The sequence below is a fragment of the Halolamina sp. C58 genome, assembly GCF_051195095.1.
Taxonomy (GTDB): Archaea; Halobacteriota; Halobacteria; order Halobacteriales; family Haloferacaceae; genus Halolamina.
On the sequence record NZ_JBNTJY010000002.1, the window covers coordinates 472462 to 496116 of the forward strand.

At 70.3% G+C, this 23655-nt stretch carries 30 protein-coding genes; 17 read left to right on the top strand and 13 right to left on the bottom strand.

Annotation, left to right across the window (positions count from 1 at the left end; genetic code table 11):
- The 8 genes from ACQUSM_RS13005 (at position 1) to ACQUSM_RS13040 (ending at position 8756) form a co-directional block, all read left to right on the top strand.
- Complete coding sequence (locus ACQUSM_RS13005; RefSeq protein ID WP_435119212.1) at positions 1-720, top strand: energy-coupling factor ABC transporter ATP-binding protein; 720 nt, start codon at positions 1-3, stop codon at positions 718-720.
- Entirely contained in the window at positions 720-1424 is a 705-nt protein-coding gene (locus tag ACQUSM_RS13010; protein ID WP_435119213.1) for an energy-coupling factor transporter transmembrane component T family protein, read from the top strand. The genes ACQUSM_RS13005 and ACQUSM_RS13010 overlap by 1 nt, the downstream gene beginning before the upstream one ends.
- Positions 1425-1487: 63 nt before the next feature.
- A complete protein-coding gene (locus ACQUSM_RS13015) occupies positions 1488-3650 on the top strand; it encodes a (Fe-S)-binding protein (protein ID WP_435119214.1) in 2163 nt (720 codons plus the stop codon).
- Positions 3650-4486: a DUF429 domain-containing protein gene (locus ACQUSM_RS13020; RefSeq protein ID WP_435119216.1), complete on the top strand. Its 837-nt coding sequence runs from the start codon at positions 3650-3652 to the stop codon at positions 4484-4486. Before ACQUSM_RS13015 ends, ACQUSM_RS13020 begins: the two co-directional genes overlap by 1 nt.
- 54 nt (positions 4487-4540) lie before the next feature.
- Positions 4541-6262, top strand: a complete 1722-nt coding sequence (locus tag ACQUSM_RS13025; protein WP_435119218.1) for a radical SAM protein — start codon at positions 4541-4543, stop codon at positions 6260-6262.
- Positions 6263-6756: 494 nt separating this feature from the next.
- Positions 6757-7545 (top strand): MBL fold metallo-hydrolase, encoded by a 789-nt coding sequence (locus tag ACQUSM_RS13030; RefSeq protein WP_435119220.1) that lies wholly within the window; start codon positions 6757-6759, stop codon positions 7543-7545.
- Between the two features lie 48 nt (positions 7546-7593).
- On the top strand, positions 7594-8274 hold the full coding sequence (locus ACQUSM_RS13035) for a YkgJ family cysteine cluster protein (protein WP_435119222.1): 681 nt from the start codon (positions 7594-7596) through the stop codon (positions 8272-8274).
- Positions 8275-8348: 74 nt separating this feature from the next.
- A complete protein-coding gene (locus tag ACQUSM_RS13040) occupies positions 8349-8756 on the top strand; it encodes a TRAM domain-containing protein (protein ID WP_435119224.1) in 408 nt (135 codons plus the stop codon).
- Here the strand turns inward: ACQUSM_RS13040 and ACQUSM_RS13045 are convergent, their stop codons facing one another.
- The 4 genes from ACQUSM_RS13045 to ACQUSM_RS13060 form a co-directional block, all read right to left on the bottom strand.
- A complete protein-coding gene (locus tag ACQUSM_RS13045; RefSeq protein WP_435119226.1) occupies positions 8757-9461 on the bottom strand; it encodes a class I SAM-dependent methyltransferase in 705 nt (234 codons plus the stop codon).
- Between the two features lie 75 nt (positions 9462-9536).
- Entirely contained in the window at positions 9537-9932 is a 396-nt protein-coding gene (locus ACQUSM_RS13050; protein WP_435119228.1) for a hypothetical protein, read from the bottom strand.
- A 70-nt stretch (positions 9933-10002) separates the two neighbouring features.
- Positions 10003-10185 (bottom strand): hypothetical protein, encoded by a 183-nt coding sequence (locus ACQUSM_RS13055; RefSeq protein WP_435119230.1) that lies wholly within the window; start codon positions 10183-10185, stop codon positions 10003-10005.
- Between the two features lie 39 nt (positions 10186-10224).
- Positions 10225-10617, bottom strand: coding sequence for a PPOX class F420-dependent oxidoreductase (locus tag ACQUSM_RS13060; RefSeq protein WP_435119232.1), 393 nt, complete (start codon positions 10615-10617; stop codon positions 10225-10227).
- Between the two features lie 87 nt (positions 10618-10704).
- Here ACQUSM_RS13060 and ACQUSM_RS13065 point away from each other — a divergent pair, with 87 nt between their 5' ends.
- Positions 10705-11622: a glycosyltransferase family 2 protein gene (locus ACQUSM_RS13065; protein WP_435119234.1), complete on the top strand. Its 918-nt coding sequence runs from the start codon at positions 10705-10707 to the stop codon at positions 11620-11622.
- A 99-nt stretch (positions 11623-11721) separates the two neighbouring features.
- Here ACQUSM_RS13065 and ACQUSM_RS13070 read toward each other — a convergent pair whose 3' ends face one another.
- Positions 11722-12543, bottom strand: coding sequence for an amidohydrolase family protein (locus ACQUSM_RS13070; RefSeq protein WP_435119236.1), 822 nt, complete (start codon positions 12541-12543; stop codon positions 11722-11724).
- Between the two features lie 116 nt (positions 12544-12659).
- On the opposite strand from ACQUSM_RS13070, the gene ACQUSM_RS13075 reads away from it, so the two are divergent.
- Positions 12660-13370 (top strand): phosphoribosyltransferase, encoded by a 711-nt coding sequence (locus ACQUSM_RS13075; RefSeq protein WP_435119238.1) that lies wholly within the window; start codon positions 12660-12662, stop codon positions 13368-13370.
- Positions 13371-13376: 6 nt separating this feature from the next.
- Here the strand turns inward: ACQUSM_RS13075 and ACQUSM_RS13080 are convergent, their stop codons facing one another.
- On the bottom strand, positions 13377-13670 hold the full coding sequence (locus ACQUSM_RS13080; protein ID WP_435119240.1) for a hypothetical protein: 294 nt from the start codon (positions 13668-13670) through the stop codon (positions 13377-13379).
- An 81-nt stretch (positions 13671-13751) separates the two neighbouring features.
- Between ACQUSM_RS13080 and ACQUSM_RS13085 the strand changes: the two genes are divergently transcribed.
- The gene (locus tag ACQUSM_RS13085; protein WP_435119242.1) at positions 13752-14474 is read left to right on the top strand and encodes a type 1 glutamine amidotransferase; all 723 of its coding nucleotides are present in this window, start codon (positions 13752-13754) and stop codon (positions 14472-14474) included.
- Positions 14475-14529: 55 nt separating this feature from the next.
- Positions 14530-15693 (top strand): acyl-CoA dehydrogenase family protein, encoded by a 1164-nt coding sequence (locus tag ACQUSM_RS13090; protein ID WP_435119244.1) that lies wholly within the window; start codon positions 14530-14532, stop codon positions 15691-15693.
- A gap of 83 nt (positions 15694-15776) precedes the next feature.
- On the opposite strand, the gene ACQUSM_RS13095 is transcribed toward ACQUSM_RS13090, so the two are convergent.
- Positions 15777-16094 (bottom strand): hypothetical protein, encoded by a 318-nt coding sequence (locus tag ACQUSM_RS13095; protein WP_435119246.1) that lies wholly within the window; start codon positions 16092-16094, stop codon positions 15777-15779.
- The gene (locus tag ACQUSM_RS13100) at positions 16091-16456 is read right to left on the bottom strand and encodes a MarR family transcriptional regulator (RefSeq protein WP_435119248.1); all 366 of its coding nucleotides are present in this window, start codon (positions 16454-16456) and stop codon (positions 16091-16093) included. Before ACQUSM_RS13100 ends, ACQUSM_RS13095 begins: the two co-directional genes overlap by 4 nt.
- Before the next feature lie 144 nt (positions 16457-16600).
- Here ACQUSM_RS13100 and ACQUSM_RS13105 point away from each other — a divergent pair, with 144 nt between their 5' ends.
- Complete coding sequence (locus tag ACQUSM_RS13105) at positions 16601-17575, top strand: phosphotransferase family protein (RefSeq protein ID WP_435119250.1); 975 nt, start codon at positions 16601-16603, stop codon at positions 17573-17575.
- Positions 17576-17612: 37 nt separating this feature from the next.
- Positions 17613-17951 (top strand): hypothetical protein, encoded by a 339-nt coding sequence (locus ACQUSM_RS13110; RefSeq protein WP_435119252.1) that lies wholly within the window; start codon positions 17613-17615, stop codon positions 17949-17951.
- On the opposite strand, the gene ACQUSM_RS13115 is transcribed toward ACQUSM_RS13110, so the two are convergent.
- Positions 17946-18302, bottom strand: a complete 357-nt coding sequence (locus ACQUSM_RS13115; protein WP_435119255.1) for a thiol-disulfide oxidoreductase DCC family protein — start codon at positions 18300-18302, stop codon at positions 17946-17948. The genes ACQUSM_RS13110 and ACQUSM_RS13115 overlap by 6 nt on opposite strands.
- A gap of 108 nt (positions 18303-18410) precedes the next feature.
- Here ACQUSM_RS13115 and ACQUSM_RS13120 point away from each other — a divergent pair, with 108 nt between their 5' ends.
- Together ACQUSM_RS13120 and ACQUSM_RS13125 are read left to right on the top strand one after the other, a co-directional pair.
- Positions 18411-18569, top strand: a complete 159-nt coding sequence (locus tag ACQUSM_RS13120; RefSeq protein WP_379732838.1) for a DUF7559 family protein — start codon at positions 18411-18413, stop codon at positions 18567-18569.
- Positions 18566-19039, top strand: a complete 474-nt coding sequence (locus ACQUSM_RS13125; RefSeq protein ID WP_435119257.1) for an Hsp20/alpha crystallin family protein — start codon at positions 18566-18568, stop codon at positions 19037-19039. Before ACQUSM_RS13120 ends, ACQUSM_RS13125 begins: the two co-directional genes overlap by 4 nt.
- 1 nt (position 19040) lies before the next feature.
- Here ACQUSM_RS13125 and ACQUSM_RS13130 read toward each other — a convergent pair whose 3' ends face one another.
- The 3 genes from ACQUSM_RS13130 to ACQUSM_RS13140 all read right to left on the bottom strand — a co-directional run bounded on the left by ACQUSM_RS13130 (position 19041) and on the right by ACQUSM_RS13140 (position 21836).
- Positions 19041-20180 (bottom strand): NAD(P)/FAD-dependent oxidoreductase, encoded by a 1140-nt coding sequence (locus tag ACQUSM_RS13130; protein WP_435119259.1) that lies wholly within the window; start codon positions 20178-20180, stop codon positions 19041-19043.
- 123 nt (positions 20181-20303) lie between these two features.
- Positions 20304-20906 (bottom strand): RPA family protein, encoded by a 603-nt coding sequence (locus tag ACQUSM_RS13135; RefSeq protein WP_435119261.1) that lies wholly within the window; start codon positions 20904-20906, stop codon positions 20304-20306.
- Entirely contained in the window at positions 20907-21836 is a 930-nt protein-coding gene (locus ACQUSM_RS13140) for a replication factor A (RefSeq protein WP_435119263.1), read from the bottom strand.
- 202 nt (positions 21837-22038) lie between these two features.
- Between ACQUSM_RS13140 and ACQUSM_RS13145 the strand changes: the two genes are divergently transcribed.
- Complete coding sequence (locus ACQUSM_RS13145; RefSeq protein ID WP_435119265.1) at positions 22039-22317, top strand: DUF7091 family protein; 279 nt, start codon at positions 22039-22041, stop codon at positions 22315-22317.
- Between the two features lies 1 nt (position 22318).
- Here the strand turns inward: ACQUSM_RS13145 and ACQUSM_RS13150 are convergent, their stop codons facing one another.
- Positions 22319-23653 (bottom strand): APC family permease, encoded by a 1335-nt coding sequence (locus ACQUSM_RS13150; protein WP_435119267.1) that lies wholly within the window; start codon positions 23651-23653, stop codon positions 22319-22321.
- Positions 23654-23655 lie beyond the last annotated feature (2 nt).

A 23655-nucleotide genomic window follows, 5' to 3' on the forward strand; every position in this document is an offset into this window, starting at 1 on the left:
GTGCTCGAACTCGACGAACTGGTCCACGAGTACGACGACGCTCGCGCTGTCGACGGCGTCTCGCTGTCGATCCCCGACGGTGAGTTCCTCGTGCTCTGCGGGGCGAACGGCTCCGGGAAGTCGACGCTCGTCCGGCACCTGAACGGGCTGCTCGAACCGGACGCCGGCAGCGTGCTCGTGAACGGGACGCCGGCGACCGAAGCCCCGGTCGCCGCCCGAACGGCCGTGGGGATGGCGTTTCAGGAGCCCCGCGACCAGTTCGTCGCGGCAACCGTCGGCGGCGACGTGCGGTTCGGCCCGGAGAACCTCGGCCTCGACCACGAGGAGATCAACCGCCGGGCCGAAGAAGCGCTCGCCGCGGTCGGGCTCGACGGGCGCGGGACCGACCGCATCGAGACGCTCTCGGGCGGCGAGCGCGAGCGCCTCGCGGTCGCGGGCGCGCTCGCGATGGAGCCGGACCACCTCGTGCTCGACGAGCCGTTCACGGGGCTCGATGCGCCCGCACGCGACCGCCTGCTCGGCCACCTGCGCGAGCTCCACGCCGACGGCACCGGGCTGATCGTCGTCACCCACGACCTGCGGGACCTGCTCGGCGACGCCGAGCGCGTGGTCTGTCTCGCCGACGGGCGGGTCGTCGTCGACGCGCCCCCCGACGCGGCGGTCGCCGAACTGCCCGAATACGGCGTTCGCGTCCCCGAAACCGAGGCACCGGCCGACTGATGCTCCGCTACGAGCCCGGCGACTCGCTCGCCCACCGACTCGATCCGCGGACGAAGCTGGCAGTCCAGCTCGCGTTCGCCGCCGCCGCGTTCGCGCACACCGACCCGCGGGGGCTGGCAGTGCTGACCGTCGTGACCGGCGTGGCGCTCGCGAGCGCGCGGCTCTCGCCGATTTCGGTGCTGTGGGGCTACCGGTTCCTCCTCCCGCTGCTGGCGGCCGCGGTGCTGTTCGAACTGGTGACGCTCGGCCCGCCGTGGGTCGAGCCGGCGGCGGCGGTGGATCCGCTGCTCGCGAGCTACCGGACGCTGCTGATCGTCGCCGTCGCGGCTGGCTACGTCCGGACGACTGCGGCCCGGGAGTCCCGCGCCGCGGTGCAGTGGGCGATCCCCGGGAAGCCGGGGCGGCTGCTGGGCGCGGGTGTCGGGCTCGTCTTCCGGTTCCTGCCGCTGCTGCGCCGGGACGTGGCCGCGATTCAGGACGCCGAACGGGCGCGGCTGGGCGACGAGCGGCCGACCCGCGAGCGGCTGCAGACCGTCGGCGCGGCCGGGCTGAACCGGGCGTTCGCGCGGGCTGACCGGCTGGCGGCGGCGCTCTCGGCGCGGTGTTTCTCGTGGAACGCGACGCTGCCCCGGCTCCGGTTCGGGCGCGTCGACGTGCCGGCGCTGGTGCTGGCGGCGGCGCTGGTGGCGTACGTGTTCGGGTGAGTCGGCGATCGCGGCCGCTCGCAGTCGGCACCATTTAGGTGACGGCAGCGCAGGATACTGGGTATGCTTGCACAGACGCGCGAGACGTTCTGGACGATTTCGCCGACGGGGAAGGCGGCGTTTTACTTCCTCGCGGCGGCGGCGATCCTCGTGTTCGCCGTCGGCGTCTACGAGCGGTTCCGGCGCTACGCGCGGGCGAAGGAGGACCCGTTCCCGCGACTCGACGACCTGCCCGGCCGCGTCGTCGACGCCGCCGGCACCGTGCTCTCGAACCGCAATCAGTTCGACCGGGACATCTACGCCGGCGCGATGCACGCGTTCATCCTCTGGGGGTTCCTGACGCTGCTGATCGGGACGACCATCCTCGGCTTCGACATCGACGTGTACCGCGTCGTCACCGGGAGTTCGTTCTTCAAGGGCGACTTCTACCTCGCGTACTCGCTGGTGATGGACGCGATGGGGCTGCTGTTCGTCGTCGGCGTCGGGATGGCGATCTACAAGCGCTACGCGCGGCGTGACGGCCGCCTCTGGGGGAAGCACACGAGTCTGGAGGACGACGCGTTCGTCTGGACGCTGTTCGCGCTGGGCGCCGGCGGCTACCTGCTCGAAGGGCTGCGCATCCGCGCGACGGGCTTTCCCGACTTCGAGACGGTGAGCTTCGTCGGCTACTTCGTCGCGATGGTGATCGAAGCCGTGGGCATCGACGCCGGCGGCGCCGAGGCGCTGTACTGGTGGGGCTGGTGGTCCCACTCGCTGATCGCCTTTGGCTTCATCGCGTTCGTCCCCTACGCGAAGCCGTTCCACATGATCTCGAGCTTCGCGAACGTGGTCGTCAGCGACGACAAAGCAGGTGCGCGACTGCCCTCGGTCCCCGCGGACCTCGACGCCGACACCGGCGCCGAGTCCATCGACTCCTTCACCTGGAGCGAGACGCTCGATCAGGACGCCTGCACGAAGTGTGGGCGCTGTTCGTCGGTCTGTCCGGCGAACGCCTCCGGGCGCAATTTGGACCCGCGTGACGTGATCCTCGACCTGAAGAGCTACCGCGAGGAGGTCGACGCCGGCGGCGAAGAGGTCGACATCGTCGCCGACGGCGGGGAGAGCGTCATCGACGCGAGCACGATGGAGTCCTGCCTCTCCTGTATGGCGTGTATGGACGCCTGCCCGGTCGATATCGAGCACCTCACCAGCTTCACGAAGATGAACCGCCAGCTCGTCGACACGGGGCAGGTCAACAGCGAACTGCAGGACGTGTTCCAGGACGTGATGCAGAAGGGCAACACGTTCGGCGACCCGAACCGGACGCGCGGCGACTGGGCCGACGAACTGGAGTTCGACGTGACCGACGCCCGCGAGGAGGAGGTCGACTACCTCTGGTACGTCGGCGACTACCCGAGCTTCGACGACCGGAACAAGAAGGTCGCCCGCGCGCTGGCCCGGGTGTTCGAGGCCGCCGACGTGAGCTACGGCATCCTGTTCGACGACGAGAAGTACGACGGCAACGACATCCGCCGGACCGGCGAGGAGTTCCTCTACATGGAGCTTGCGGGCCACCACGTCGAGACGTTCGACGAGGTGGAGTTCGACCACATCGTCTGCACGGACCCTCACTCGTTCAACACGATCAAAAACGAGTACCCGGAACTCGACTTCGCGGAGTTCGCGGACGACCCCGTGATGCCGTTCGACTACGACGAGGAGTGGAACGCCGACGGCGAGATCGGCGTGTTCCACTGGACGCAGGTCGTCTCGGATCTGGTCGACGCCGGCCGCCTCGACCTCTCGGGCGCGGATCTCGACTACACTGTCACCTACCACGACCCCTGTCACCTCGGGCGGTACAACGGCGAGTACGAGGCACCCCGACAGCTCATCGAGGCGACGGGCTGTGAGCTCCACGAGATGCCCCGCAGTCGCGACGACTCGTTCTGCTGTGGCGGCGGCGGCGGCGGCCTCTGGATGGAGTTCGACGACGAACCCAAACCCAGCGAGGAGCGCCTGCGCGAGGGGATCGAAGACACCGACGCCGGGAGCGAGATCGAGAAGTTCGTCGTCGCCTGCCCGATGTGTACGACGATGTTCGAGGACGGCCGCAAGACCGGCGGGTTCGAGGACGACCTCGAGATCGTCGACGTGGCCGAACTGCTCGAAGAGGCGCTCGACTCGCAGGGTGCGCTGGCGTCGGTCGGCGCCGACGACGGGACGACCGCGGCGAGCGCGGACTGATGGCGTACACGCCGCCCGAGACCGTCTTCGGCGTCGACTTCAGCGGCGCGACCGACGCCGGCACGAAGATCTGGATCGCCGAGATCGACGCGAGCGGCGAGCCCGAACTGATCGACTGCGCGCCCGCGACCGAGCGGTTCGGCGTCGACGCCGACCGCGCGGACGCCCACCGCGCGCTGACCCACCACCTCGCCGGCCTCGACGGCGACACCGCCGCGGCGCTGGACTTCCCGTTCGCGCTGCCGGCGTCGGTCGTCGACGCCGGGAGCTGGACGGCGTTCGTCCGAACGTTCCCGAGCCTGTTCGCGAGCCCCGCCGACCTCCAGCGCCGGTGTCAGTCCCGCGCGGAACTGGCCGACGGCGACCGCGTCCAGCACGTTCGGGCGACCGAGGAGTCGGTGGGGGCGCTGTCGCCGTACAACCGCCGCCTCCGGAGTCAGACGTTCTACGGGATCCGGGACGTGCTCCGGCCGCTGGTGCTCGCCGACACGGTGCGTGCGGTGCCGATGCAGGATCTCGACGCGGAGAGACCGACGCTGCTGGAGACCTACCCCGCGGCGGCGCTGGACAGCCTCGACGGGGAGACACACCGCGCCGGCTACAAGGAGGCCAGCGACGAGGGGCGCGAGCGCCGGGAAGCGAACCTCGACGCGTTGGCCGCCGAGAGCGAGGTGACCGTCGCGGCGGGCGTGCGGCAGCGCCTGCTCGACGACGACGGCGGCGACGGGCTCGACGCCGCGCTCGCGGCGTTTGCGGGCTGGCGCAACACCGTCGATCCGACGAACCTCGCGGTCGAGGACGGGGAGTACGGTGTCGAGGGCTACATCTACGTCTGAGACGCCCACGCCCCGCACCACACGCGTTTTACCCCTCCACCGTCAAGCCGAGGTATGACCGACCCCGGTTCGCTCTCCGTCACCATCGTCGACGGCTACGTCGACGAGCCGGCCCACTTCGGGGTGCCGCCGTACATCTCCACCTACCCCCGGTTCACCGCCGGCGCGCTCGTCGACGCGGGCGTCCCCCGCGAGCAGATCACCTACCACACGATCGACGAGCTCCGCGAGGACCGGATGAAGTGGGGCGACGTGTCGACCGCCGACCTGTTCGTCTACGTCGGCGGGATGACCGTCCCCGGCAAGTACGTCGGCGGCACCCCCGCCGAGCCCGACGAGGTGAAGGAGTTGGCGTGGACCGCGAAGGGGACCACGCTGCTCGGCGGCCCCGTCCGCTTCGGCGTCGGCGAGGAGAACGCCGGCGCACAGGAGATGGAGCGCAAGGACCTCGACTACGAGTTCGTCGCGAAAGGCGACATCGAGGCCGCGGCGTACGATCTCGTCGACTCGGGGCTGGAGGGGTTCAACGACCGGATGCGCGATAACGAGGAACTCGACCGCTGGGCCGCCAAGGGCGCGTTCGTCGTCGAGCAGCACCCCAACCACCCCGAGTACCTGATCGCGGAGATGGAGACCTCGCGGGGCTGTGCGTACCGCTGCTCGTTCTGTACGGAACCGCTGTACGGCAACCCCGCGTTCCGGACGCCCGCGTCGGTCGTCGACGAGGTGGACCGCCTCTCGGACCACGGCGTCGAGCACTTCCGGCTCGGCCGGCAGGCGGACATCCTCGCGTTCGGCGGCGACGGGGAGGCCCCCAATCCGGACGCGATCCGCGAGCTCTACGGCGGGATCCGCGAGGTGGCGCCGGACCTCCAGACGCTCCACCTCGACAACATGAACCCCGTGACGATCACGGAGTACCCCGAGGCGTCGCGGGAGGCCATCGAGATCATCGCCGAGCACAACACACCGGGCGACACGGCCGCGTTCGGCCTCGAGAGCGCGGATCCCGTCGTGCAGGAGCAGAACAACCTCCTCGTCACCGCGGAGGAGTGTCTGGAGGCCGTTCGCGTGGTGAACGAGGCCGGCGGCTGGCGCCCCGAGGAGAACCGCCTGCCGAAGCTGCTGCCGGGGATCAACCTCGTCCACGGGCTGGCGGGCGAGCGCCCGGAGACGTACGACCACAATCGTCGGTTCCTGCGGCAGGTGTACGACGAGGGGCTGATGCTCCGCCGGATCAACATCCGGCAGGTGATGGCGTTCTCCGGCACGGAGATGAGCGACACCGGGGCGGACATCGCGAAGGAGCACAAAGAGCAGTTCCAGGAGTACAAACGCGAGGTGCGCGAGCAGGTGGACAACCCGATGCTCCAGCGCGTCGTCCCGCCGGGGACGGTGCTACCGAACGTGTACCTGGAGTACCACGAGGACGGCACGACGTTCGGTCGCCAACTCGGGACGTACCCGCTGCTCGTGGGGATTCCGGGCGAGCGCGAACTCGACCGCGCGATCGACGTGGCGATCGTCGACCACGGGTATCGGTCGGTGACTGGCGTGCCGTACCCGCTGGACGTGAACGCGGCGTCGATGGACGAACTCGCCGCGATTCCGGGCGTGAACGACAGCCGCGCCGGGGACATCGTCGTCTCGCGGCCGTACGACTCGGTGGCGGAGGTCGACGCGGTCGCGGACGTGGACCTCTCGCCGTTCGCGACCGTGGGTGACGTGGATATCGACGTGACGCGGACGCCGGATCTGGGTGGCGAGGCGGACTGAGGTTTCGGAGTCGTTGGAGAGGTCTCAGTCACCGAGGATAGAGGTAGTCGTAACGGTAGCTCGGCCGGCAATGGCTTGAACGGCGACCGCAACAGCGACTCGATCGTCGGCCACTTGCGACCGCACCGCTCCGCACAGGCCTCACACCTCCCCAGCCGATTCGCTCGTTCGCTCCGCTCACTCGCTCATCCCTCGCGCTCGGCTCGCGCACGGAGGCGCGACCGCTTCGCGCCGACCACGACTGCGGTGCGGTCGCGGTGGACGCCTCGCGATCGGCGATCGCCGCCGATCGCGGGGGGAGGGGTGGGGACTCGGTGCTGCGCCGAGCCTTGTGCTCGGCGCACTGCGGTCGCAAGTGGTCCGGCTTCGAGCTGCTGTCGCGGGTGCGGTCCCAGTTGCCAACGAACGAGATGCTGTCGCGGATTCTTCCAGAAAGAGAGATACCGCACCACCAACCCCGCCGAACATTTACTCCCGCCCGCGAAACCTCACCCATGCACGTCGAACGCGTCAGCGTCCCCGTCGAGACCCGCGCACCCACGGGCGCGACCAACGCCTACGTCGTCGGCGACTCGCCCGCCCTCCTCGTCGACCCCGCCGGCCGAACCGAGGAGCTCGACGCACTCGTCACCGAACACGAGGTCGGCACGATCGCCGTCACCCACACCCACCCGGACCACGTCGGCGCCGTCGCCGACTACGCCGCCGAGACCGGCGCGGAGGTACTCGCACGCCGCCCCGAGCGCTTCCGGGAAACGACCGGCGTCGACCCGGACCGCAAAATCGCGGAGGGCTCGGCGATCCGGACCGGCGCCGGGTCGGTAAAAGTCCTCGACACGCCGGGCCACGCCGTCGACCACGTCGCGTTCGACCTCGGCGACGGGACCGTCGTGTCGGGCGACCTCGCGGTGGCGGAGGGCAGCGTCGTCGTCGGCGCGCCGGAGGGGGACCTGCGGGCGTACCTCACCGCGCTCCGCCGACTGCGGGCACGCGATCCCGACCGACTGCTGCCGGGGCACGGCCCCGTGATCGACGACGATCCCACGCCCAGAGCGAGCCTCGAACGGCTGATCCGGCACCGACTCGACCGCGAAGCGTCCGTGTTGGCGGCGGTCCGGGACGGCGCGACCGACCTCGATTCGGTCGTCGACGCCGCCTACGAGAAAGAGCTCTCGGGCGTCCGCGATCTCGCGCGGGCGACCGTGCAGGCCCACGTCGAGAAACTGGCCGTGGAGGGACGGGTGACGTGGCGCCCCGAGACGGGACGGGTCGCGCCCGCGTGACCACGCCCGCGGCGACGGCGTTTTCCCGCCCGCCCGCCGAGAGCCACCGTGTCCCTGACCGACGAGCTCGACCGTGCCCGCGGGCTCGACGTGAGCGAACTCGCCGACGCCATCGAGTCGATCGGCTTCGAGTGCACGCGCTGTGGCGCCTGCTGCACCCGAGAGGAGACGCCCGAGGGCGACACCGAACCGCACACCGCGACGGTGTTCCCCGACGAGATCCGGACGCTGCAGGAGTCGGGGGACGGGGATCGCGAGTGGCGCGACGTGGCCCGGCCGATGCCGTACGGGCTCTCGGGGGGCGACGACGGCCCCGAGGGCGAGACGTTCGAGTGGGCGCTCGGGACCGACGCCTGCGGCGACTGCGTCTTCTACGAGGAGGAGGACGGCCTCGGCGCGTGCACGGTCCACCCCGACCGGCCGCTGATCTGTGAGACCTACCCCTTCAGCGTCGCGCTCGACGGTACCGCCGAGCCGGCCGGCGACCCCGTCGACTCGGAGGGGATCGTCCGCGCCCACGAGTGCGAGGGGCTGGGCCGGGATATCTCCCGCGAGGAGGCCGAAGCGCTGGCCGAGTCGCTGAAGGAGCGCGCGATCCGGGAGTTGGAGGAGGCCATCTCCCTCCGGGAGCACTACGAGCCGGTCGCGACCGACGAGGGGGAGGTCGTCGTCCACGACTCCGAGGGCGCGAAGCGCCCGGACGGCGTGCCGATCGAGCGGACCGAGTGATGGGGCGTCGAGGGGGACCGTGAGAGCGGTACACATATTACGCAGGGGGGACTGGTCGTAGCCGAGTCTCAGCTATGGAAATCTCCGACGAACTCCTCTGTCTGTTCAGTGCGACGGTGCGCGAGGAAGGCGAACGGTACGTCGTCGAAGTGCCCAAACGCGAGATCGAGCGCGGCTCGCTCTCGGCCGGTGACACCTACCGTGTCGCCCTGATCGACGGCGAAGCCAGCGCGAGCGACGGCGGGACGACCACCACCTCGACGGACACGGCGACCGGCGAGGGCGAACCGCAGCCGCCAGTCGAGAAAGGCGAGGTGCGCTACGTCGAGGTCGAGGACATCGGCAAACAGGGCGACGGGATCGCCCGCGTCGAGCGGGGCTACGTGATCATCGTCCCCGGCGCCGACGTGGGCGAGCGGGTGAAGATCGAGGTGACGGAAGTGAAGTCGAACTTCGCGGTCGGCGAGATAATCGAAGAGTAGCTACACCTGGGCGTTCCACCAGGTGACCGAACAGAGCTTCTCGCCCAGCGACGAGCTTCCGATCGCGGTGTCGAGCTTGCGGAACTGCCCCGCCATCGCGTCGGGGATCTTCCGGTAGAAGCCGTACGGCAGCACGAAGTCGTGTTCGGCGTCGGCGAGTTCGAGCCCCGCGGAGTCGAGCAGATCGTGGACCTCGTCGCGGCCGTAGAGATGCGAGCCCATCGGGAGCAGTCGGTTGTACAGCACCCGGGTGCTGAAGTCGTTGAACGTGTCGAAGAACACCTGTTCCTTCGAGACGCGGGCCATCTCCGCCATGAACTTCCGGGGGGTGGGCGCGAGGTGGAAGAAACGCATCGCGACCACCGCGTCGAAGTGGTCGTCGGGGAACGGGAGCCGCGCGGCGTCGCCGCGCATGAACTCCACGCGGTCGTCAACGCCGGCCTGTCGGGCCTTCTCCCGACCCTGGGCCAGCATCGCGTCCGAGATGTCCAGCCCGACGATGTCCGCGCCGCGTTCGGCCAGCATCACCGTAAAGCGGCCGGTGCCGCAGGCGATCTCGAGCACGTCCCGGTCCTTGACGGGGCCGACCGCGTCGAGCACCGCCTGCTTCTCCCGGCGGTCGATCAGGCGGCCGCCGCGGGAGAACCGCTTTGCGTCGTACTCCTCGGCGACGTCGTCGGCCTGGTACCACTCCTTTCCCTTCACGCTATCGGGAGTCACGTGCCGAACACTAAAACCGTACTGCTTGGCGGACCGCGAGCGGGGGCGACGGTCGGCCGATCACGGGACGCGCTGGCGGCGGCGATAGACGTAGGCCGCCAACAGCGGGGTCGAGAGCAGGCTCAGCGGGAGCAGCTGCGTCGCGGCGAGGTGGACGATCCCGAGCGCGCCGACCGCGTACCGGTTCGGCGACCACGATCCCCGCTCGGCGAGCGCGCGGGCGTCCATGAACGCCGCGACGGCGACGACGAGCGCGAAGAGGATCGCGAGCCACGAGCCGGCGACGGTCAGCAGGAACGCGCCGATCCCGGCCAGCGCGTCCGCGTCGGAGAACGATCCCGACGACGTGAGGGCGATGAACCCCCACATCCCGCCGGCGGCGACGAGGGAGAGCAACGGGGGAAGCGGGAAGAGGTAGACGCCGTACCGCCAGTCCGTGTCGGAGGGCTCGGACATGTGCCCGGGAACGACCCGTCACACGAACAACGTTTCGGTGTGGCGAGAACGACCGAGAGCTCGACCCCGGCTACTCGTGGCGCTCCCGGCCGTCGAGGAACTCGTTCACGAGCGTGGGCAGGAGGACGCCGACGCCGAGGATCAGCCCGGCTGACTGCCACTGTTGCAGCGTCGTGAACGTGTTCGCGACGTACAGCGACACGATCGCGAGGGCGATGCAGGCGGCGATGACCGTGTTCTCGCGGGAGACCATGCCCGAGGGATCACGCGGCGAGCGCAAAGAACCTCCGGGCTACCCGGAGGTCATGATCCGCTCGGTCGGGATCTTGATCAGCACGCGCGGCCCGGACTCCTCGCCGTGGTGTGGGTACTCCTCCACGTCGAAGTAGCGTTGGGCGAGCTTGTCGATATGCTCCTTCGCCCCCTCCTCGGTGAGTTCGGCCTCGCCTTGGACCGAGACGTAGCGGTACGGGTCCTCGGGGTCACAGACCGAGACCCCGACCTTGGGGTTGTGCCGGACGTTCTTCTCCTTCCGCCGGCCGCGGGCGGTGTTGACCAGCACGTACTCTCGGTCCTCGTGGTCGACCCAGACGGGCGTCACGTGGGGGAACCCGTCGGGGCCGACCGTGGAGATGTGGGCGAACGACTCGGCCTCGAAGATGTCGACGTGGGAGTCAGGAATCACGTTCCGGCGATGGCGCGGGGCCGACGTAAGCGTTCGCCCGTCCTCGGCCGGGCACGTTTTTAAGGCTCGGCCGGGTGAGGGTGGAGCATGGAACTCTCGGTCGTGGTCCCGACGCTCAACGGTCGGGACCGGCTCGCAGCCAGCCTCGATTCGCTGGCCGCGCGTGCACCCGACGCGGAGGTGGTCGTCGTCAACGGCCCCTCCGCCGACGGCACCACCGGGATGGTGCGCGAACGCGACGACGTGGAAGTGCTCGTCGAGGTGGCCGATCGCTGTATCAACGTCGCCCGCAACGCGGGCATCGCCGCCGCCAGCGGCGACGCGATCGCGCTGCTGGGGTTCGACCTGCGGGTCGCGGAAGGGTGGATCGACGCGATCCGGGACGGGCTCGCGGCCGCCAGCGTCGTCACCGGGCCGGTCGATCGCGGCGACGACCCCCCCGACGCCCCCGAGCGCCGGACGATCGCCGGCCGGGACGTGACGTACTTCGACGGCGACAACGTCGCGTTCCGCGCCTCGACGCTGCGGGAGACGCTCGACGGGTTCGACGAGTACCTCCGGACCGGCGGCGCGCGCGACGCCGCCCACCGCCTCGCCGGCTCGGGGTACGAGGTGGCGTGGCGCGACGGGATGGCCGCGACGGGGAACGACGACGACGCCGGCGACGGGCCGGGGCCACACGGCCCGGACGAGGGCGACCGGAACTGGAAGTACCGGTCGCTCAGCTACCGGCTGACGAAGAACTACGGGCCGCGGCCGACCGTCGCGCGGCGGACGCTCGCACACGCCGGCAGCGACGCCGCCGCGGCCGCACGAGCCGTGCTCGGGGGCGAGGGGAGCCCCTCCTCGTGGTTCGGGAGCGGCCGGGACGTGCTCACGGGGATCGCCCGCGGGAGCGCCGACGGACTGGTCGCTCGGGCTCGGGATCGGAGCGACAGACGGAACCCCCACGGGCTCTCCGTCGAACGGGAGCGGGCGGTCGCGACGTACGATCGGCGGGGGTGAGAGGCGGCGACCATCAGCCGCCGATGTCGGTGAGAGGCGGCGACGGACAGCCGCCGATGTCGGTGAGAGGCGGCGACCGGCAGCCGCCGAAATCGGGAGTCAGAGATCCGGCAACAGCCCCGGCACGACCCGTGCAGGGTTCTTGGTGAACGCGCGGCGCATCGCGTCCTCGGACACGTCCAGCGTCAGGACGCTCATGACGCCGACGTTCGGGTGGACCGAGGGCGCGCCGCTGCCGAACAGGATCCGGTCGGGGTGTTCGAGCAGCCCCCGCTCGAGGATGTCGCGGTCGGGAACGTACGCGGTGTCGAGGTAGAGCTCGTCGTACGTCTCGAGCAGATCCAGCGCCGACTGCATCAGTTCCTCGTCCAGCGGGTAGCCGCCGAAGGAGGTGAGCACGACGGGGAAGCCGCGGCCGAGCAGCGTGTCGGCGACGGCGCGGGGCGGGCAGTCCGCGCCCGCGTGGACGAGCACCGGATCGCCGACGGCGGCGAGCTCGTCGACGACTCCCTCGGTGGGGAGGCCGTCGTGGGCGGGGTCGAGCGTGAACCCGTGGTAGCGGTCGTCGTAGGCGTACTGCTCCACGTCGCCGGCGGTGGTGTGGTGGGACTTCGGCCGCACGACGGGGTTGACCAGCGGGCCGACCACGCGGTGGACACACCGGGGGCCGCCGAGGCGGGCGAACGCGAGCAGCGGGCGATCGACGCTCAGCCGCGCGACCGCGTTGTTCGCCCGGAGGTACCCCTCGCCGCTGGGCGTGCGGCCGGGGGAGGCCGCCGCGCGCTCGACGCCGGCCTGGTGCATCTCCCGCTCCAGCCGCTCGGGGGACACCTGCCGGCCGCGGACCGCGACGGCCTCCTCGTCCGGGTCGAGTCGGGTGTGCACGTCGGCGACCCGGAAGCCGTGTTCCAACTCCAGCATCCGTTTGCCTGTTCCCTCGGTGACGCAAAAAGGGATGGGTCGGGCCGTGGCGGCCGGGGGGATGGCTCGTTCGGGGTTCTGAACCCTTAACTGCCGGCCGTCCGACGTACGGACCGATGAGCGACCTCCCCGAGGACTTCGACTGCACGATCACCGACTGGGAGTACATCTACGGGCTCTGCCGCGACGTGGCCGAGGAAGTACGCGACGACGAGTTCGAGCCGGACGTCGTCGTCGCGCTGGCCCGCGGGGGCTGGTTCGCAGGGCGGTGTCTCTGTGACTTCCTCGGACTGGACGACCTCGCGAGCCTGAAGATGGAACACTACGTCGGGACCGCGGAGAAATCCGACAGCGCGGAGGTCCGCTACCCGATGCCGGAGGGCAGCGTCGAGGGGAAGGACGTGCTGATCATCGACGACATCGCCGACACCGGCGGCTCGATCAAGCGCGCCGACGAGTACGTCCGCGACCGGAACCCCGGAACCGTCCGGACCGCGACGCTCCAGCTGCTGGGCACCTCGGAGTTCGAGCCCGACTACGTCGGCGAGTACCTCTCGGAGTGGACGTGGATGGTGTACCCGTGGAACTTCATCGAGGACATGGTCGACCTGATCTCCGGCGCGATGGCCCAGGAGGACGGCGCCGAGGCGTTCGACGAGGAGGAGATCCGCGGGCTGCTCGCCGACCACCACGGGATCGACCGCATCGAGATGGAGATCGCCCAGCCCGACCGGCTGGAGGAGGTGCTGGCAGAGATGGTCCACCGCGGCTACCTCGAACGCGAGGGCGACGCGTGGCGGCTGGTCTCCGAGGACGGCGCGGCCTAAGCCGGCTCAGATCGCGCTGACGCCGAAGAACAGCCCGAACAGGACGATCCCCGCGGCGGCGAGCGCGAGGGGTACCCGAGCGCCGATCGCCCGCCCGGTTCGTGCCGTCGCCGCCCGCCGAGCACGGGCGGGCGCGAGCACGCCGGCTGCGAGCAGGCTACAGCCCGCGAGCACCGCCAGCGGCGCCTGTACGACCCCCGCCGCGACGTGGACGATCCCGACCCCCAGGACGAACAGCGCGACGCCGACCGCGCCGACCCCCGCGACGTACTCGCCGATCCGGACAGTCGTCGTGACCATGCCCCTGCGTTTCTGTGGGGAGGATGTTAACAGTTTCCAGCGGGGGAAAGCGTCTTTCTATCCGGCGGCCCATCAGTACGTATGAGCAGGCTCCGCTTCGCACTTTTGAACGCCGCCCACGAGGGCGAGAACACCCGGCGGAACTTCCGGCGGGAGCTCCCCGCCGACCTCGCGGAGTTCGACGTGACCGAGGGGCAGCTCCCCGCGGATCACGCGTTCGACGGCGTCGTCGTCACGGGCTCCAGATCGTCGGTGTACTGGGACGAGGCGTGGATCCCGCCGCTGATCGACTGGGTGGCCGAGGCCCACGAACGGGGCGTGCCGATCCTCGGCGTCTGTTACGGCCACCAGGTGCTCGCGGAGGCGCTGGACGGCCGCGTCGCCGGGATGGACGACTTCGAGATCGGCTACAACGAGATCGAGCGCCGGCCCGAGGCCGCCGACGACGAGCTGCTCGGGGAGCTCGGCGACTCGTTCACGGCGTTCACCACCCACGGCGACGCCGTCGTCGACCTGCCGGCGGCGGCCGAACTGCTCGCGGAGAACGAGTACGGCGTCCACGCGTTCCGCGCGGGCCACGCGTGGGGCGTGCAGTTCCACCCCGAGTACGACGCCGCGACCGCCCGCGAGGTGACCGAGGGGAAGCGCGACCAGATCGGCGACGAGCGCGTCGACGCGGTGCTCGAGGAGATCACGCCCGCGAACTACGAGGCGGCCTGCGAGGCGAAGCGGCTGTTCGAGAACTTCGCCCGCTACGCCGAACAGGTCGCGAACGAGGGCGTCAGCGCGGAAGCCGACGCGTAGCTCCCGGAACCGCGGATAGCGAACCGCTTTTGCCGACGCCCGCCCGACCTCGACCATGCTCGACTACGTCGGACTGGAGGGCGACCTCGACGAGGAGGAGCGGCTGATCCGGGACACCGCGCGCCGCTTCGTCGAGGAGGAGGTCCGGGACGACATCGGCCAGCACTGGCTCGACGGCACGTTCCCGACGGAGCTGATCGAGGAGATGGGCGAACTCGGCTTCTACGCGCCCAACCTCGAGGGGTACGGCTCGCCCAACGTCTCCGAGACGGCGTACGGCCTGCTGATGCAGGAGCTGGAGGCGTGTGACTCCGGCCTGCGCTCGATGGCCTCCGTGCAGGGCGCGCTGGTGATGTACCCCATCCACGCGTTCGGCAGCGAGGCACAGAAGGAGCGCTGGCTGCCCGACCTCGGCGCCGGCGAGGCGGTCGGCTGCTTCGGTCTCACGGAGCCGGAACACGGCTCGAACCCCAGCGCGATGGAGACCCACGCGGTGAAAGACGGCGGCGAGTACGTCCTCAACGGCTCGAAGACGTGGATCACCAACTCCCCCATCGCCGACGTGGCGGTCGTCTGGGCGAAGGATCGCTCCGCCGACGGGAACCCCGTCCGTGGGTTCCTCGTCGAGACGGATCTGGACGGCGTGACCACCAACAAGATCGACGAGAAGCTGTCGCTGCGGGCGTCGATCACGGGGGAGATCAGCCTGCAGGACGTTCGCGTTCCCGAAGACGCCGTGCTGCCCGGCGTCGAGGGGATGAAGGGGCCGCTCTCCTGTCTGACGCAGGCCCGGTTCGGCATCGCGTGGGGCGCCGTCGGCGCCGCGCGGGACTGCTTCGAGACCGCGCGGCAGTACGCGACCGACCGCGAGCAGTTCGGCGGCCCCATCGGGCGGTTCCAGCTGCAGCAGGAGAAGCTCGCGGAGATGGCGACCCGGATCACGACCGCGCAGCTGTTGGCCTACCGTCTCGCCGAACTGAAAGAGCGCGGCGACCTGCGGCCCCAGCACGTCTCGATGGCCAAGCGCAACAACGTCCGGATGGCCCGCGAGCAGGCGCCGATCGCCCGGGAGATGCTGGGCGGTAACGGGATCACGGCCGACCACTCGCCGATGCGCCACATGGCGAACATGGAGACGGTGTACACGTACGAGGGCACCCACGACATCCACACGCTGATCCTCGGCGAGGATCTGACGGGGATTCCGGCCTTCGAGTAGTCGTTTCGAGTCACTGCCGGGATCACCGTCAGCGACGGGGATCCCGGCTTTCGAGTAAACGCAGCCGGTGTGCGTTCCGAGCGCTACACGTACGCGACGAGGCGGTCGGAACACTCGTCGGTGAACGACGGTGTGAGGCGGGCGACGGCCCGATCGACGTTGGTCGCCGAAAGCGAGACGGCGGCCCACGGGGAGACGAACGACGGCCGGGAGAGTTCGCCGCGCTCGAACGACCCCTCGATCGGGAGGCTCTCGTCGTACTCCTTGGTGGAGATCCCGAGCGCGATGTACTGCTCGCCCGCGAAGGGGTGGTCGTCGTCACTGAGAATCAGATACGGTCGCCGGGGCGTCTGCCCGAACGGGTCGGTCGCGACGACGACGGTCCCGCGAGGATGCGTCACTGCTCGTCCCCGCCGGCGCCGTCGATATCGGGCAGATCGGCGTCCCAGTCGGGGTTCTCGTCGTAGTAGTCGCCCTCGAACTGCTCGGCGACGGCGGCGAGCCCGACGAGACTCGCCGTTCTCGCGTCGTACGCCTCGGGGTTGATCGCCCAGTACTCCCCTTTGTGTCGGACGAGACCCCGTTCGTGGAGCCGCGAGAGCGTCGTCCCGACGCTCCCGCGGGGGATCCCCAGTTCCGCGGTGAGTTCGCTCGGCCGGTACCCGGTCTCCGGGTTCGCCGCGAGGAACTCCAGGATTTCGCGGCCGTTGGTCCCTTCGTCGGGGAGATTCGTGGGGTAGTAGCTCTCGAAGTCGACGGGCATACGTAACCGTACGTAATCGAGTGTAATAGACGTTCCGCGGATCCGGAAGCTACTTGCGGTGGGTGGGCCACTCTCCAACCGTCTTCTCCCGGCCGGAGCCGCAGCACTATCCGGTCGGCCGTCGCCCGTCACGCGGCGCTCACCATGCAAGACGACGTTCACGACACACTCGCGACCTACACCGACCAGTACGAGATCGTTCGCGAACTCCACCGCGTCCGCCCGCACGTCACCTACGAGGTCCGGTTCCGCGGCGAGCGCGCCGTCTGCAAACTCGCGACCCACCCCGAGGCCGAACTCGGGCGCGAGGCGGCGGCGATGCGGTACGTCGCCGAAGCGACGAGCGTCCCCGTGCCCGAACTGCTCGCAGTCGGCGACGATCACGTCGTCGCGCGCTGGCTGGACGCCGTGCCGGACGAGTCGCCGGCCCGCGACGAAGCGCGGATCCGCGCGCTCGGTCGCGGGCTCGCGACGCTGCACGCCGAGACGAGCGAGATCGGGTGGACGGGGCTCGTGCGTCCGGCGAGCGCCGTCGACGACCCGACGGAACCGCCGATCGAGACCGAGCCGTGCTGGAGCGACACGCTGCTCGCGCTGCTCGACGACCGCCGGCGGTTCCTCGACGGCGTCGGCTACGGCGAGCTCGCACGGGAGGTGGTCGACTGGGTTCGGGCCAACCGCGAGCTGTTCGACGGCGCCGGCGACGCGGTGCTGTGTCACGGGAACTACTTCGGGGAGCACGTCGCGCTCGGCAGCGACGCCGAGCGCGTGCACGTCACCGCAGTCATCGACTTCGAGCACGCGATCGCGGCGCCGGCGGAGTGGGACTACCTCCGAACCGTTCTCCCGGTGTTCGGTCCCGGCGCCGACCACGACGTGCCGGAACGCGTCTTCCGGGAGGCGTACGAGTCGGTCCGGCCCCTGCCCACGGGGTTCGACCGTCGCCGCGAGGCGCTCGTGCTCTGTCTCACCCTCTGCTACCTCCGGTCGCTCCACCTCCAGCGCGGGGACCGGGATCCGGCCCACGCCGTCGCCCGGCGTAGCCGCCGTCTCGCCGCCTCGGTGCGGGAGCGACTCGCCGCGCTCCGAGACCAAAAACATCGTCGAACCGATGCGTAACTATACCCGTCTGGACGACAGAGCACCGACAAGGCCGATGGCCGATCCGAGACACGACGACGGTGCCCGCCTCGATCTCGGCGACGAGGAGCAGTGGGTCCTCCACGCCGCCCTCCTGGACTACCTCGACCGGCGCGCGGACGAGCCGACCGGCGACGCCGGCTCCTCGCCCGCGCCGCTCGACCGCGAGACGGACACGGACGACGAAGCCGCCCTCGAACTGCTCGACGCGCTGGAGGACGACGACCCCCTGCGGCTCGACCGCGAGGGGCTGTTGCTCGTCCGGGAGCTGCTCTCGGAGTACCTCGCCGGCGCGCCGCTGCGCGATCGAGCGACCTGCCGGAGCGTGCTGGCCGACGTGCGCGACGAGCTATAGCGAGTCCCGACTGACGATCTTCCCCCACCAGTCCCGGTGGTCGGCGCCCCAGCGGTAGAGTCGCTCCCGCAGGCGGTCGTACCCCGGAACGCGCTCGAAAAGCCCGAAAACCCCCGCGAGCGCGGGGAGCATCCTGATCAGTACCCCCTGGATGGCGGCGCCGCCGGAGTACACCGCGTCGTCGGTCAGCAGGTGGGCCGAGTTCCGCCAGCCCTCGGGGAGTCGGGCCTTCTGGTCGGGCGAGAGCGACGCGAACCCGACCGCCTCCACGTCGCCGAACCGCCGGCCCACGGCCGCACACCAGGTACAGAACCCGCAGTCGTCGTCGTACACCAGCCGCGGTTTGGCCATACGCGACCTTCGGCGGGCAGCGGCTTCGGCTTTGTGGCGCGAGCGCCACGGTCCGGACGGCCGGTGCCCGCCCCGTTTAAGCCCGCGGCGCCCCAATCGTGGGGTACGATGCCCGCCACGAAGGAGGTCAAGTGCACGAGCGACGACTGCGAGCTGGACATGTTCGAGAACCACTACACGTACGACATCGCCGACGACCACTCCGTCGCGGATCTCTCCTGTCCGCTCTGCGGCGGGACCGACTGTCTGGAGGAGATAGAGCTATGACGAAACTCGGTGAGATCGGCGGCTCCGCGGTCGACGCGGTGCTGGAGCGGGTCGGACGCGGCGTGAGCCGCGTGCAGGAGCGCAAGCCGCTGCCCTACGACCTGCTGGAGAGCGAGGACGCCTACCTCGTCGTGTTCGACGCGCCGGGCGTGGAGCCGACCGACGTGCAGGTGCGCTTCGTCGACGGCGAGGTACAGGTGCGGGCGGACCGCTTCCGCGCGTTCCACGAGGGGTTCGAGACGCGGTTCCCCGGCCGCGGGCTGGCGCTGTCCGGGCGCGCGAGCCTCCCGCCGGACGCCGTCGTCGACGCCGGGGGCGCCGACGCGACGCTGACGGAGAACGGAACGCTCGAAGTCCGCATCCCCAAGGAGAGCGACGCGACGGACGTGCCGCTCGCCGAGGACGAGGAAGCGAGCGACGACGAGCAAGAAATCGAGGACGGCTCCGACTCGGACGAGAGCGACGAGTAGCCTACAGCGACATCCCTTCTTCGACGGCGAACTCGGGGACTCCGTCGAACCGCCCGGGGTCGTACGCCGGGATCGCGTCGCGCTCCCCGAGCACCTGTTCGGCCAGCGCCTCGCCCGTCGCCGGCGCACGGAGGAACCCGTGGCCGTGCCACCCCGTCGCGACGTAGAGGTCCGACTCCACTTCCCCCAGCAGCGGCTCGCTGTCCGGGGTCGCCGTCGCGAGCCCCGCCCACGCCGCGTCAGCACCGGCGTCGAACCCGGTCCGGTTCGCGACGGCGTCGAGCGCGCCGTCGACGAACCAGTCGTCGCCCGCGGGCCCCCAGCCGTCCGGATCGCACTCCTCGGGAACGGTGCCGTCGCCTGCGAGCAGCCCCGCGGGGTGCGGGCGGAAGTACACCCCCGCGTCGGCGTCGTGGACCATCGGGCCATCGTAGTCGGCACCGGAGACGAGCGCCTGCACGCGGTAGGGTTTGAGCGGGAGCTGGATCCCCGTCGGCGCGAGCACGCGCTTGGTCCAGCCGCCGGCGGCGACGACCACCGCGTCGAAGCGCTCGCCGTCGACTCTGGGCCCGTCGCCGCGGTGGGAGACGTCCGCGTCCACGCCGGTCCAGCAGTCGACCCCGGCCTCGCGCGCGCGGTCGGCCATGGCCGCGACGTACGCACCCGGGCCGGGCGTCGCGTACGCCGCGCGCTCGGTCACGGCCGCGAGCCCGACGCCCGCGAGGTCGAGTTCGGGGAAGCGGTCCGCGATCGACTCGGGATCGTGGCACGCCACGTCGACGCCGTGCTCGCGGGCGGCCGCAACTGAATCTCGCAACGCCGACTGCTTCGCCGCGGCGTCCTCGCCGACGACGGTGACCTGCGGCGTCGGCTCGACCGAGAAGCGGTGGTCGCGGTCGGCCAGCCACTCGAAGCGGTCCATCGCCCGTTCGGCGATCTCGGCGCCGATCGCGTCCGTTGGGCGGGGGGCGAGCACGCCCGCCGCGCGGTGGGAGCTCCCCTCGATCCGGTCCCGTGGGGACGTTCGGTCGTCGCCCAGCTCCGCGTCGCGTTCGTAGAGGCGCACGTCGGCGCCGTGGTCTGCGAGGTCGTGGGCGGCAGTGACGCCGACGGCGCCGCCGCCGACGACGGCTACGCGCATCGGCCCTCGCGTCGCTGGTCGGCGAGCGGTCGAACGTGTGGTTCGCGCATACTCGTCGTCTCCCGCGCGCTGCTACTTAGCGCCTCGGTCGGGCGGCGAAAAATCGGTCCGGATCGGCCGGAACTACGGCGTCGGTTCGGCCTGCTCGTCGGCCTCGCCCTCGTCCATTCCGCGGAGCGCCTCGACGGCGGCTTCGCGGTAGCGGTCGGGGTCGGCGTCGTAGCGGTCCGCGGCCATCCGGGCGTACTCGTTCCCTTCGTCCTCGAAGGCGGCGACGCGCTCGACCGTGCGTTCGGCGGTCTCGACGACCCAGCGGTCCCGGGTCGCGGCGTCGACGACGGTGATCGACTCGGGGCGGACCGAGACGTTCACCGACCCGTCGTCGGTCTCGTACGTACGAGGCTTGCCGACGACGGCGACGTAGGCGGGCGGTTCGAGGTCACGCAGCGTGGAGGCGGCTTCGGGCTGGTACTGGCCGGCGTACACGAAGAACGTGCCCGTCGGGTCGACGATGCGACCCCGCCAGTACTCGTTGTCCTCGCCGATGTCCTCCTTCTCGGTCAGGGTGCCGACGAAGAACACGCGGTTGGCCTTCTCCCCCGTGGGGAGGAGCTGGTAGGCCGGGGCGCGCTCGTCGTCGGACTCCTTGAACGTGTGGCTGGCGTCGTTGAACTCGGTGGCGAAGGCGCGGCGGGCGACTTCGCGCATGGGGGCGTTTCCGGACATTTAGATCGACCTCGCTTTGATCAGCGCGCTCTCGGGATCGACCGACCCGTCCAGACGCTCGAACTCGTCGACGAGCACGTAGCGCCCGAACACGGGGCCGGACACCTCGAAGTAGTGGCCCAGCAGGTCGCCCTGCATCTCCTCGACGACCACGGTGGTGTCGAGGGCGTCGGTGGCCATCTGTTTCGCTTCTTCGAGGTCGATCCCGGTCAGTTCCTCGGTCGTCTCCTTGTCGAAGATGACCTCGTGGACCTCCTGCCCGTCGTCGAGGACGGCCTTGATCCGGAGGTCGAACTCGCCGTCGACCTGCCCGTGCTCCGAGCAGCGACCGTTCTGGAGCACGCGCGTGCAGTCGTCCTCGGGGCAGCGCTTGATCAGCCCCGAGCCGGACTGCACGTCGACCAGCGCGCCCTCGACGGTGACGGCGTCGTCGCCGACCTCGATCTCCTCGTCGAGTTCGGTGATCGTGGTGGTCTTGTTCAGCTTGACCGAGAAGTTGCCCTCGTACTCGTCGGTGACGACGTTCGAGAGCGCGTAGCTCTTGCCCTCCTCCAGTTCGGGGAGGTCCGAGGTGTCGAACGCGACGAACTTCTTCGTCCCGCTCTCGTCGCCCAGCAGGCCCACCTGCGCGATGGACTCGTGGCCGGGCTCCCAGAGGTCGGCGACCTTCACGCGAAGGTCGATCCACTGCTCGTCCTCGTCGATCTCGCCGAGCAGCGTGAGTTCGCTGTCGGCGCTGCCGAGCTCGTCCCGCTCGAGGTCGGCCTCGTCGAGGTACTGGCTCTCGACGCTGCGACGCGCCTCGTCGAGGGGGACGCGGTACTCGTTCACGAGGGTCTCGAGGCGCTCCTCGACGTCCTCCTGTTCGATATCCAAGTGGTCCGAGAACTGTTCGGCGATCTCCGCTGCGTGACTCTCTAACTCGCTCATGGTTGCCTGCCTCCGCCTTGTGTTTCGTCGGGAGGCGTACCGGGCTTGGTGCCTAATGGTATTTAAACTTCCGCCGCCGAGGTGGAAGTAGAATCGGGCGATTAGACTGCCCGAACGCCAGTTTTCGGCGCATCCATCGGCGGGGAGTACGGCCCCGTCGGCGCGCCGACGACCCTTTGGGCACGGGCCCCGAGTTTCGGCCATGGACGATCGCCTCGAACGGTTCATCCGGACCAAACTCCGGCGCGCGGGCGAGCAGTTCGAGGAGGCCCGCGAGGCCTACCACGAGGGGAAGGCGCCGGCGGCGTTCGACCTGCCGAGCGACGACGAGGGGCGGGCGAAGATCGTCTGCCGGCGCCACGCCGACCGGCGGGCGGTGCTGATCGACGCCGAGGGGCGGCCGGCCTGTTTCGACGCCGACCACCCCGACTGCCGGGGCTGTGCGGAGGACGTGCGCGAGGGCGTGGTGGAGACGTGGTGAGCTACACGCGGTCCTCGATCTCGTCGACCCCGTCGCGGAGTCGGTCGCCCTCGAAGTAGCCCAACTCCAGCCCGAACACGACCAGTGCGACCAGCACGACCGTCCCGAACGTCCCGGGCTCGTACACCGCGAGGTGGTAGAGCAACACCGGGAACAGCGCCAGCGAGCCGAGCGCGCCGACCGCGGGGACGATGGGGTTGATCGCGTCGTGGTCGCGCTGCCGGAACGCGATCGCGCAGACGGCGCCGAACACGAGCATGAACGCCAGCGAGCCGAAGGAGGTGATCCCCTGCAGGCTCCCGTACCCAGCGAATCCGGCCGCGAGCACGCCGATGACCACCAGTTCGCGCTCCGGCACGCCGTCGGCGTCGGCGTCGCCGAGACGGTCGGGCAGCAGGTCGTTCGCGAGCATCCCCTTCCCGAAGTGGGCGCTGGAGAACAGCGTCCCGTTGATCGCGCTGCCCGTCGAAAACAGCGCTGCCAGCGAGATCAGCGTGAACCCGAGGTTCCCGAGGAACGGGCGGACCGCCTCCGCGACCGCGAGTTCGGGGTGGGCCGTGATCACCTGCGACGGCGCGAGGCTCGTCACCAGCACCGCGACCATCCCGTCGACGATCACGGTCACCAGGATCGAGAGGTACACCGCTTTCGGGAGCGTCGACTGGGGGTCCGCGATGCGGTCCTGATCGTACATCAGGAGCTGCCAGCCCTGGAAGGAGACGAACGACACCGCGAGCGCGCGGACGATCCCGAACTCCGCGTTCCGGATACGTTCGAGGCCGAACTCCAGCGAGTCCGCGCCCCAGCCGTAGTAGAGCCCCCAGCCGGCGACGCCGACGAGCACCGCGAGCTTCACGGCGACGAGCAGCGTCTCGGTGCTCCCGGTCGCGCGGGCGCCGGCGAGGTTGAGGGCGACGAACGCGAGCACCGCCAGCGCGGAGACGACGGGCCGGACCGGCACCCCGACCGCGCCCAGCGACAGCGTCTCGACGCCCGCCAGCCGGGTGAAGAAGCTGCCGAACGCGCTGGCGTACATCGCGGTCGCGCCGACGTAGCCGAACAGCAGCGTCCAGCCGACGAACCCCGCGACTTCGCCGGAGATCGCCTCCCGTATCAGGGTGACCGAGCCGCCCTGTGCGTCGGCGATCTCGTTCAGCTTCAGGAAGGAGTACGCCGCACACGACGAGAGCACGCAGGCGCCGGTGAACGCCGCCCACGCCGCCGCGCCGGTGATCCCCGCGACGACGCCCAGCACCGCGAACACGCCGCCGCCGATCATCCCCCCGAGACCGATCGACGCCGCGCCCACGAGTCCGAGTTCGCCGTCTTCGGACATGG

What these genes read in the sequence shown, in the direction of transcription:
- ACQUSM_RS13140 (WP_435119263.1), bottom strand. Translation starts at nt 21,836, where the DNA reads ATGAGCGAGTTAGAGAGTCACGCAGCGGAGATCGCCGAACAGTTCTCG.
- ACQUSM_RS13040 (WP_435119224.1), top strand. Translation starts at nt 8,349, where the DNA reads ATGGAAATCTCCGACGAACTCCTCTGTCTGTTCAGTGCGACGGTGCGC.
- ACQUSM_RS13065 (WP_435119234.1), top strand. Translation starts at nt 10,705, where the DNA reads ATGGAACTCTCGGTCGTGGTCCCGACGCTCAACGGTCGGGACCGGCTC.
- ACQUSM_RS13130 (WP_435119259.1), bottom strand. Translation starts at nt 20,180, where the DNA reads ATGCGCGTAGCCGTCGTCGGCGGCGGCGCCGTCGGCGTCACTGCCGCC.
- ACQUSM_RS13080 (WP_435119240.1), bottom strand. Translation starts at nt 13,670, where the DNA reads ATGGTCACGACGACTGTCCGGATCGGCGAGTACGTCGCGGGGGTCGGC.
- ACQUSM_RS13050 (WP_435119228.1), bottom strand. Translation starts at nt 9,932, where the DNA reads ATGTCCGAGCCCTCCGACACGGACTGGCGGTACGGCGTCTACCTCTTC.
- ACQUSM_RS13015 (WP_435119214.1), top strand. Translation starts at nt 1,488, where the DNA reads ATGCTTGCACAGACGCGCGAGACGTTCTGGACGATTTCGCCGACGGGG.
- ACQUSM_RS13055 (WP_435119230.1), bottom strand. Translation starts at nt 10,185, where the DNA reads ATGGTCTCCCGCGAGAACACGGTCATCGCCGCCTGCATCGCCCTCGCG.
- ACQUSM_RS13120 (WP_379732838.1), top strand. Translation starts at nt 18,411, where the DNA reads ATGCCCGCCACGAAGGAGGTCAAGTGCACGAGCGACGACTGCGAGCTG.
- ACQUSM_RS13070 (WP_435119236.1), bottom strand. Translation starts at nt 12,543, where the DNA reads ATGCTGGAGTTGGAACACGGCTTCCGGGTCGCCGACGTGCACACCCGA.
- ACQUSM_RS13105 (WP_435119250.1), top strand. Translation starts at nt 16,601, where the DNA reads ATGCAAGACGACGTTCACGACACACTCGCGACCTACACCGACCAGTAC.
- ACQUSM_RS13085 (WP_435119242.1), top strand. Translation starts at nt 13,752, where the DNA reads ATGAGCAGGCTCCGCTTCGCACTTTTGAACGCCGCCCACGAGGGCGAG.
- ACQUSM_RS13145 (WP_435119265.1), top strand. Translation starts at nt 22,039, where the DNA reads ATGGACGATCGCCTCGAACGGTTCATCCGGACCAAACTCCGGCGCGCG.
- ACQUSM_RS13025 (WP_435119218.1), top strand. Translation starts at nt 4,541, where the DNA reads ATGACCGACCCCGGTTCGCTCTCCGTCACCATCGTCGACGGCTACGTC.
- ACQUSM_RS13020 (WP_435119216.1), top strand. Translation starts at nt 3,650, where the DNA reads ATGGCGTACACGCCGCCCGAGACCGTCTTCGGCGTCGACTTCAGCGGC.
- ACQUSM_RS13030 (WP_435119220.1), top strand. Translation starts at nt 6,757, where the DNA reads ATGCACGTCGAACGCGTCAGCGTCCCCGTCGAGACCCGCGCACCCACG.
- ACQUSM_RS13075 (WP_435119238.1), top strand. Translation starts at nt 12,660, where the DNA reads ATGAGCGACCTCCCCGAGGACTTCGACTGCACGATCACCGACTGGGAG.
- ACQUSM_RS13090 (WP_435119244.1), top strand. Translation starts at nt 14,530, where the DNA reads ATGCTCGACTACGTCGGACTGGAGGGCGACCTCGACGAGGAGGAGCGG.
- ACQUSM_RS13110 (WP_435119252.1), top strand. Translation starts at nt 17,613, where the DNA reads ATGGCCGATCCGAGACACGACGACGGTGCCCGCCTCGATCTCGGCGAC.
- ACQUSM_RS13115 (WP_435119255.1), bottom strand. Translation starts at nt 18,302, where the DNA reads ATGGCCAAACCGCGGCTGGTGTACGACGACGACTGCGGGTTCTGTACC.
- ACQUSM_RS13150 (WP_435119267.1), bottom strand. Translation starts at nt 23,653, where the DNA reads ATGTCCGAAGACGGCGAACTCGGACTCGTGGGCGCGGCGTCGATCGGT.
- ACQUSM_RS13100 (WP_435119248.1), bottom strand. Translation starts at nt 16,456, where the DNA reads ATGCCCGTCGACTTCGAGAGCTACTACCCCACGAATCTCCCCGACGAA.
- ACQUSM_RS13010 (WP_435119213.1), top strand. Translation starts at nt 720, where the DNA reads ATGCTCCGCTACGAGCCCGGCGACTCGCTCGCCCACCGACTCGATCCG.
- ACQUSM_RS13135 (WP_435119261.1), bottom strand. Translation starts at nt 20,906, where the DNA reads ATGTCCGGAAACGCCCCCATGCGCGAAGTCGCCCGCCGCGCCTTCGCC.
- ACQUSM_RS13125 (WP_435119257.1), top strand. Translation starts at nt 18,566, where the DNA reads ATGACGAAACTCGGTGAGATCGGCGGCTCCGCGGTCGACGCGGTGCTG.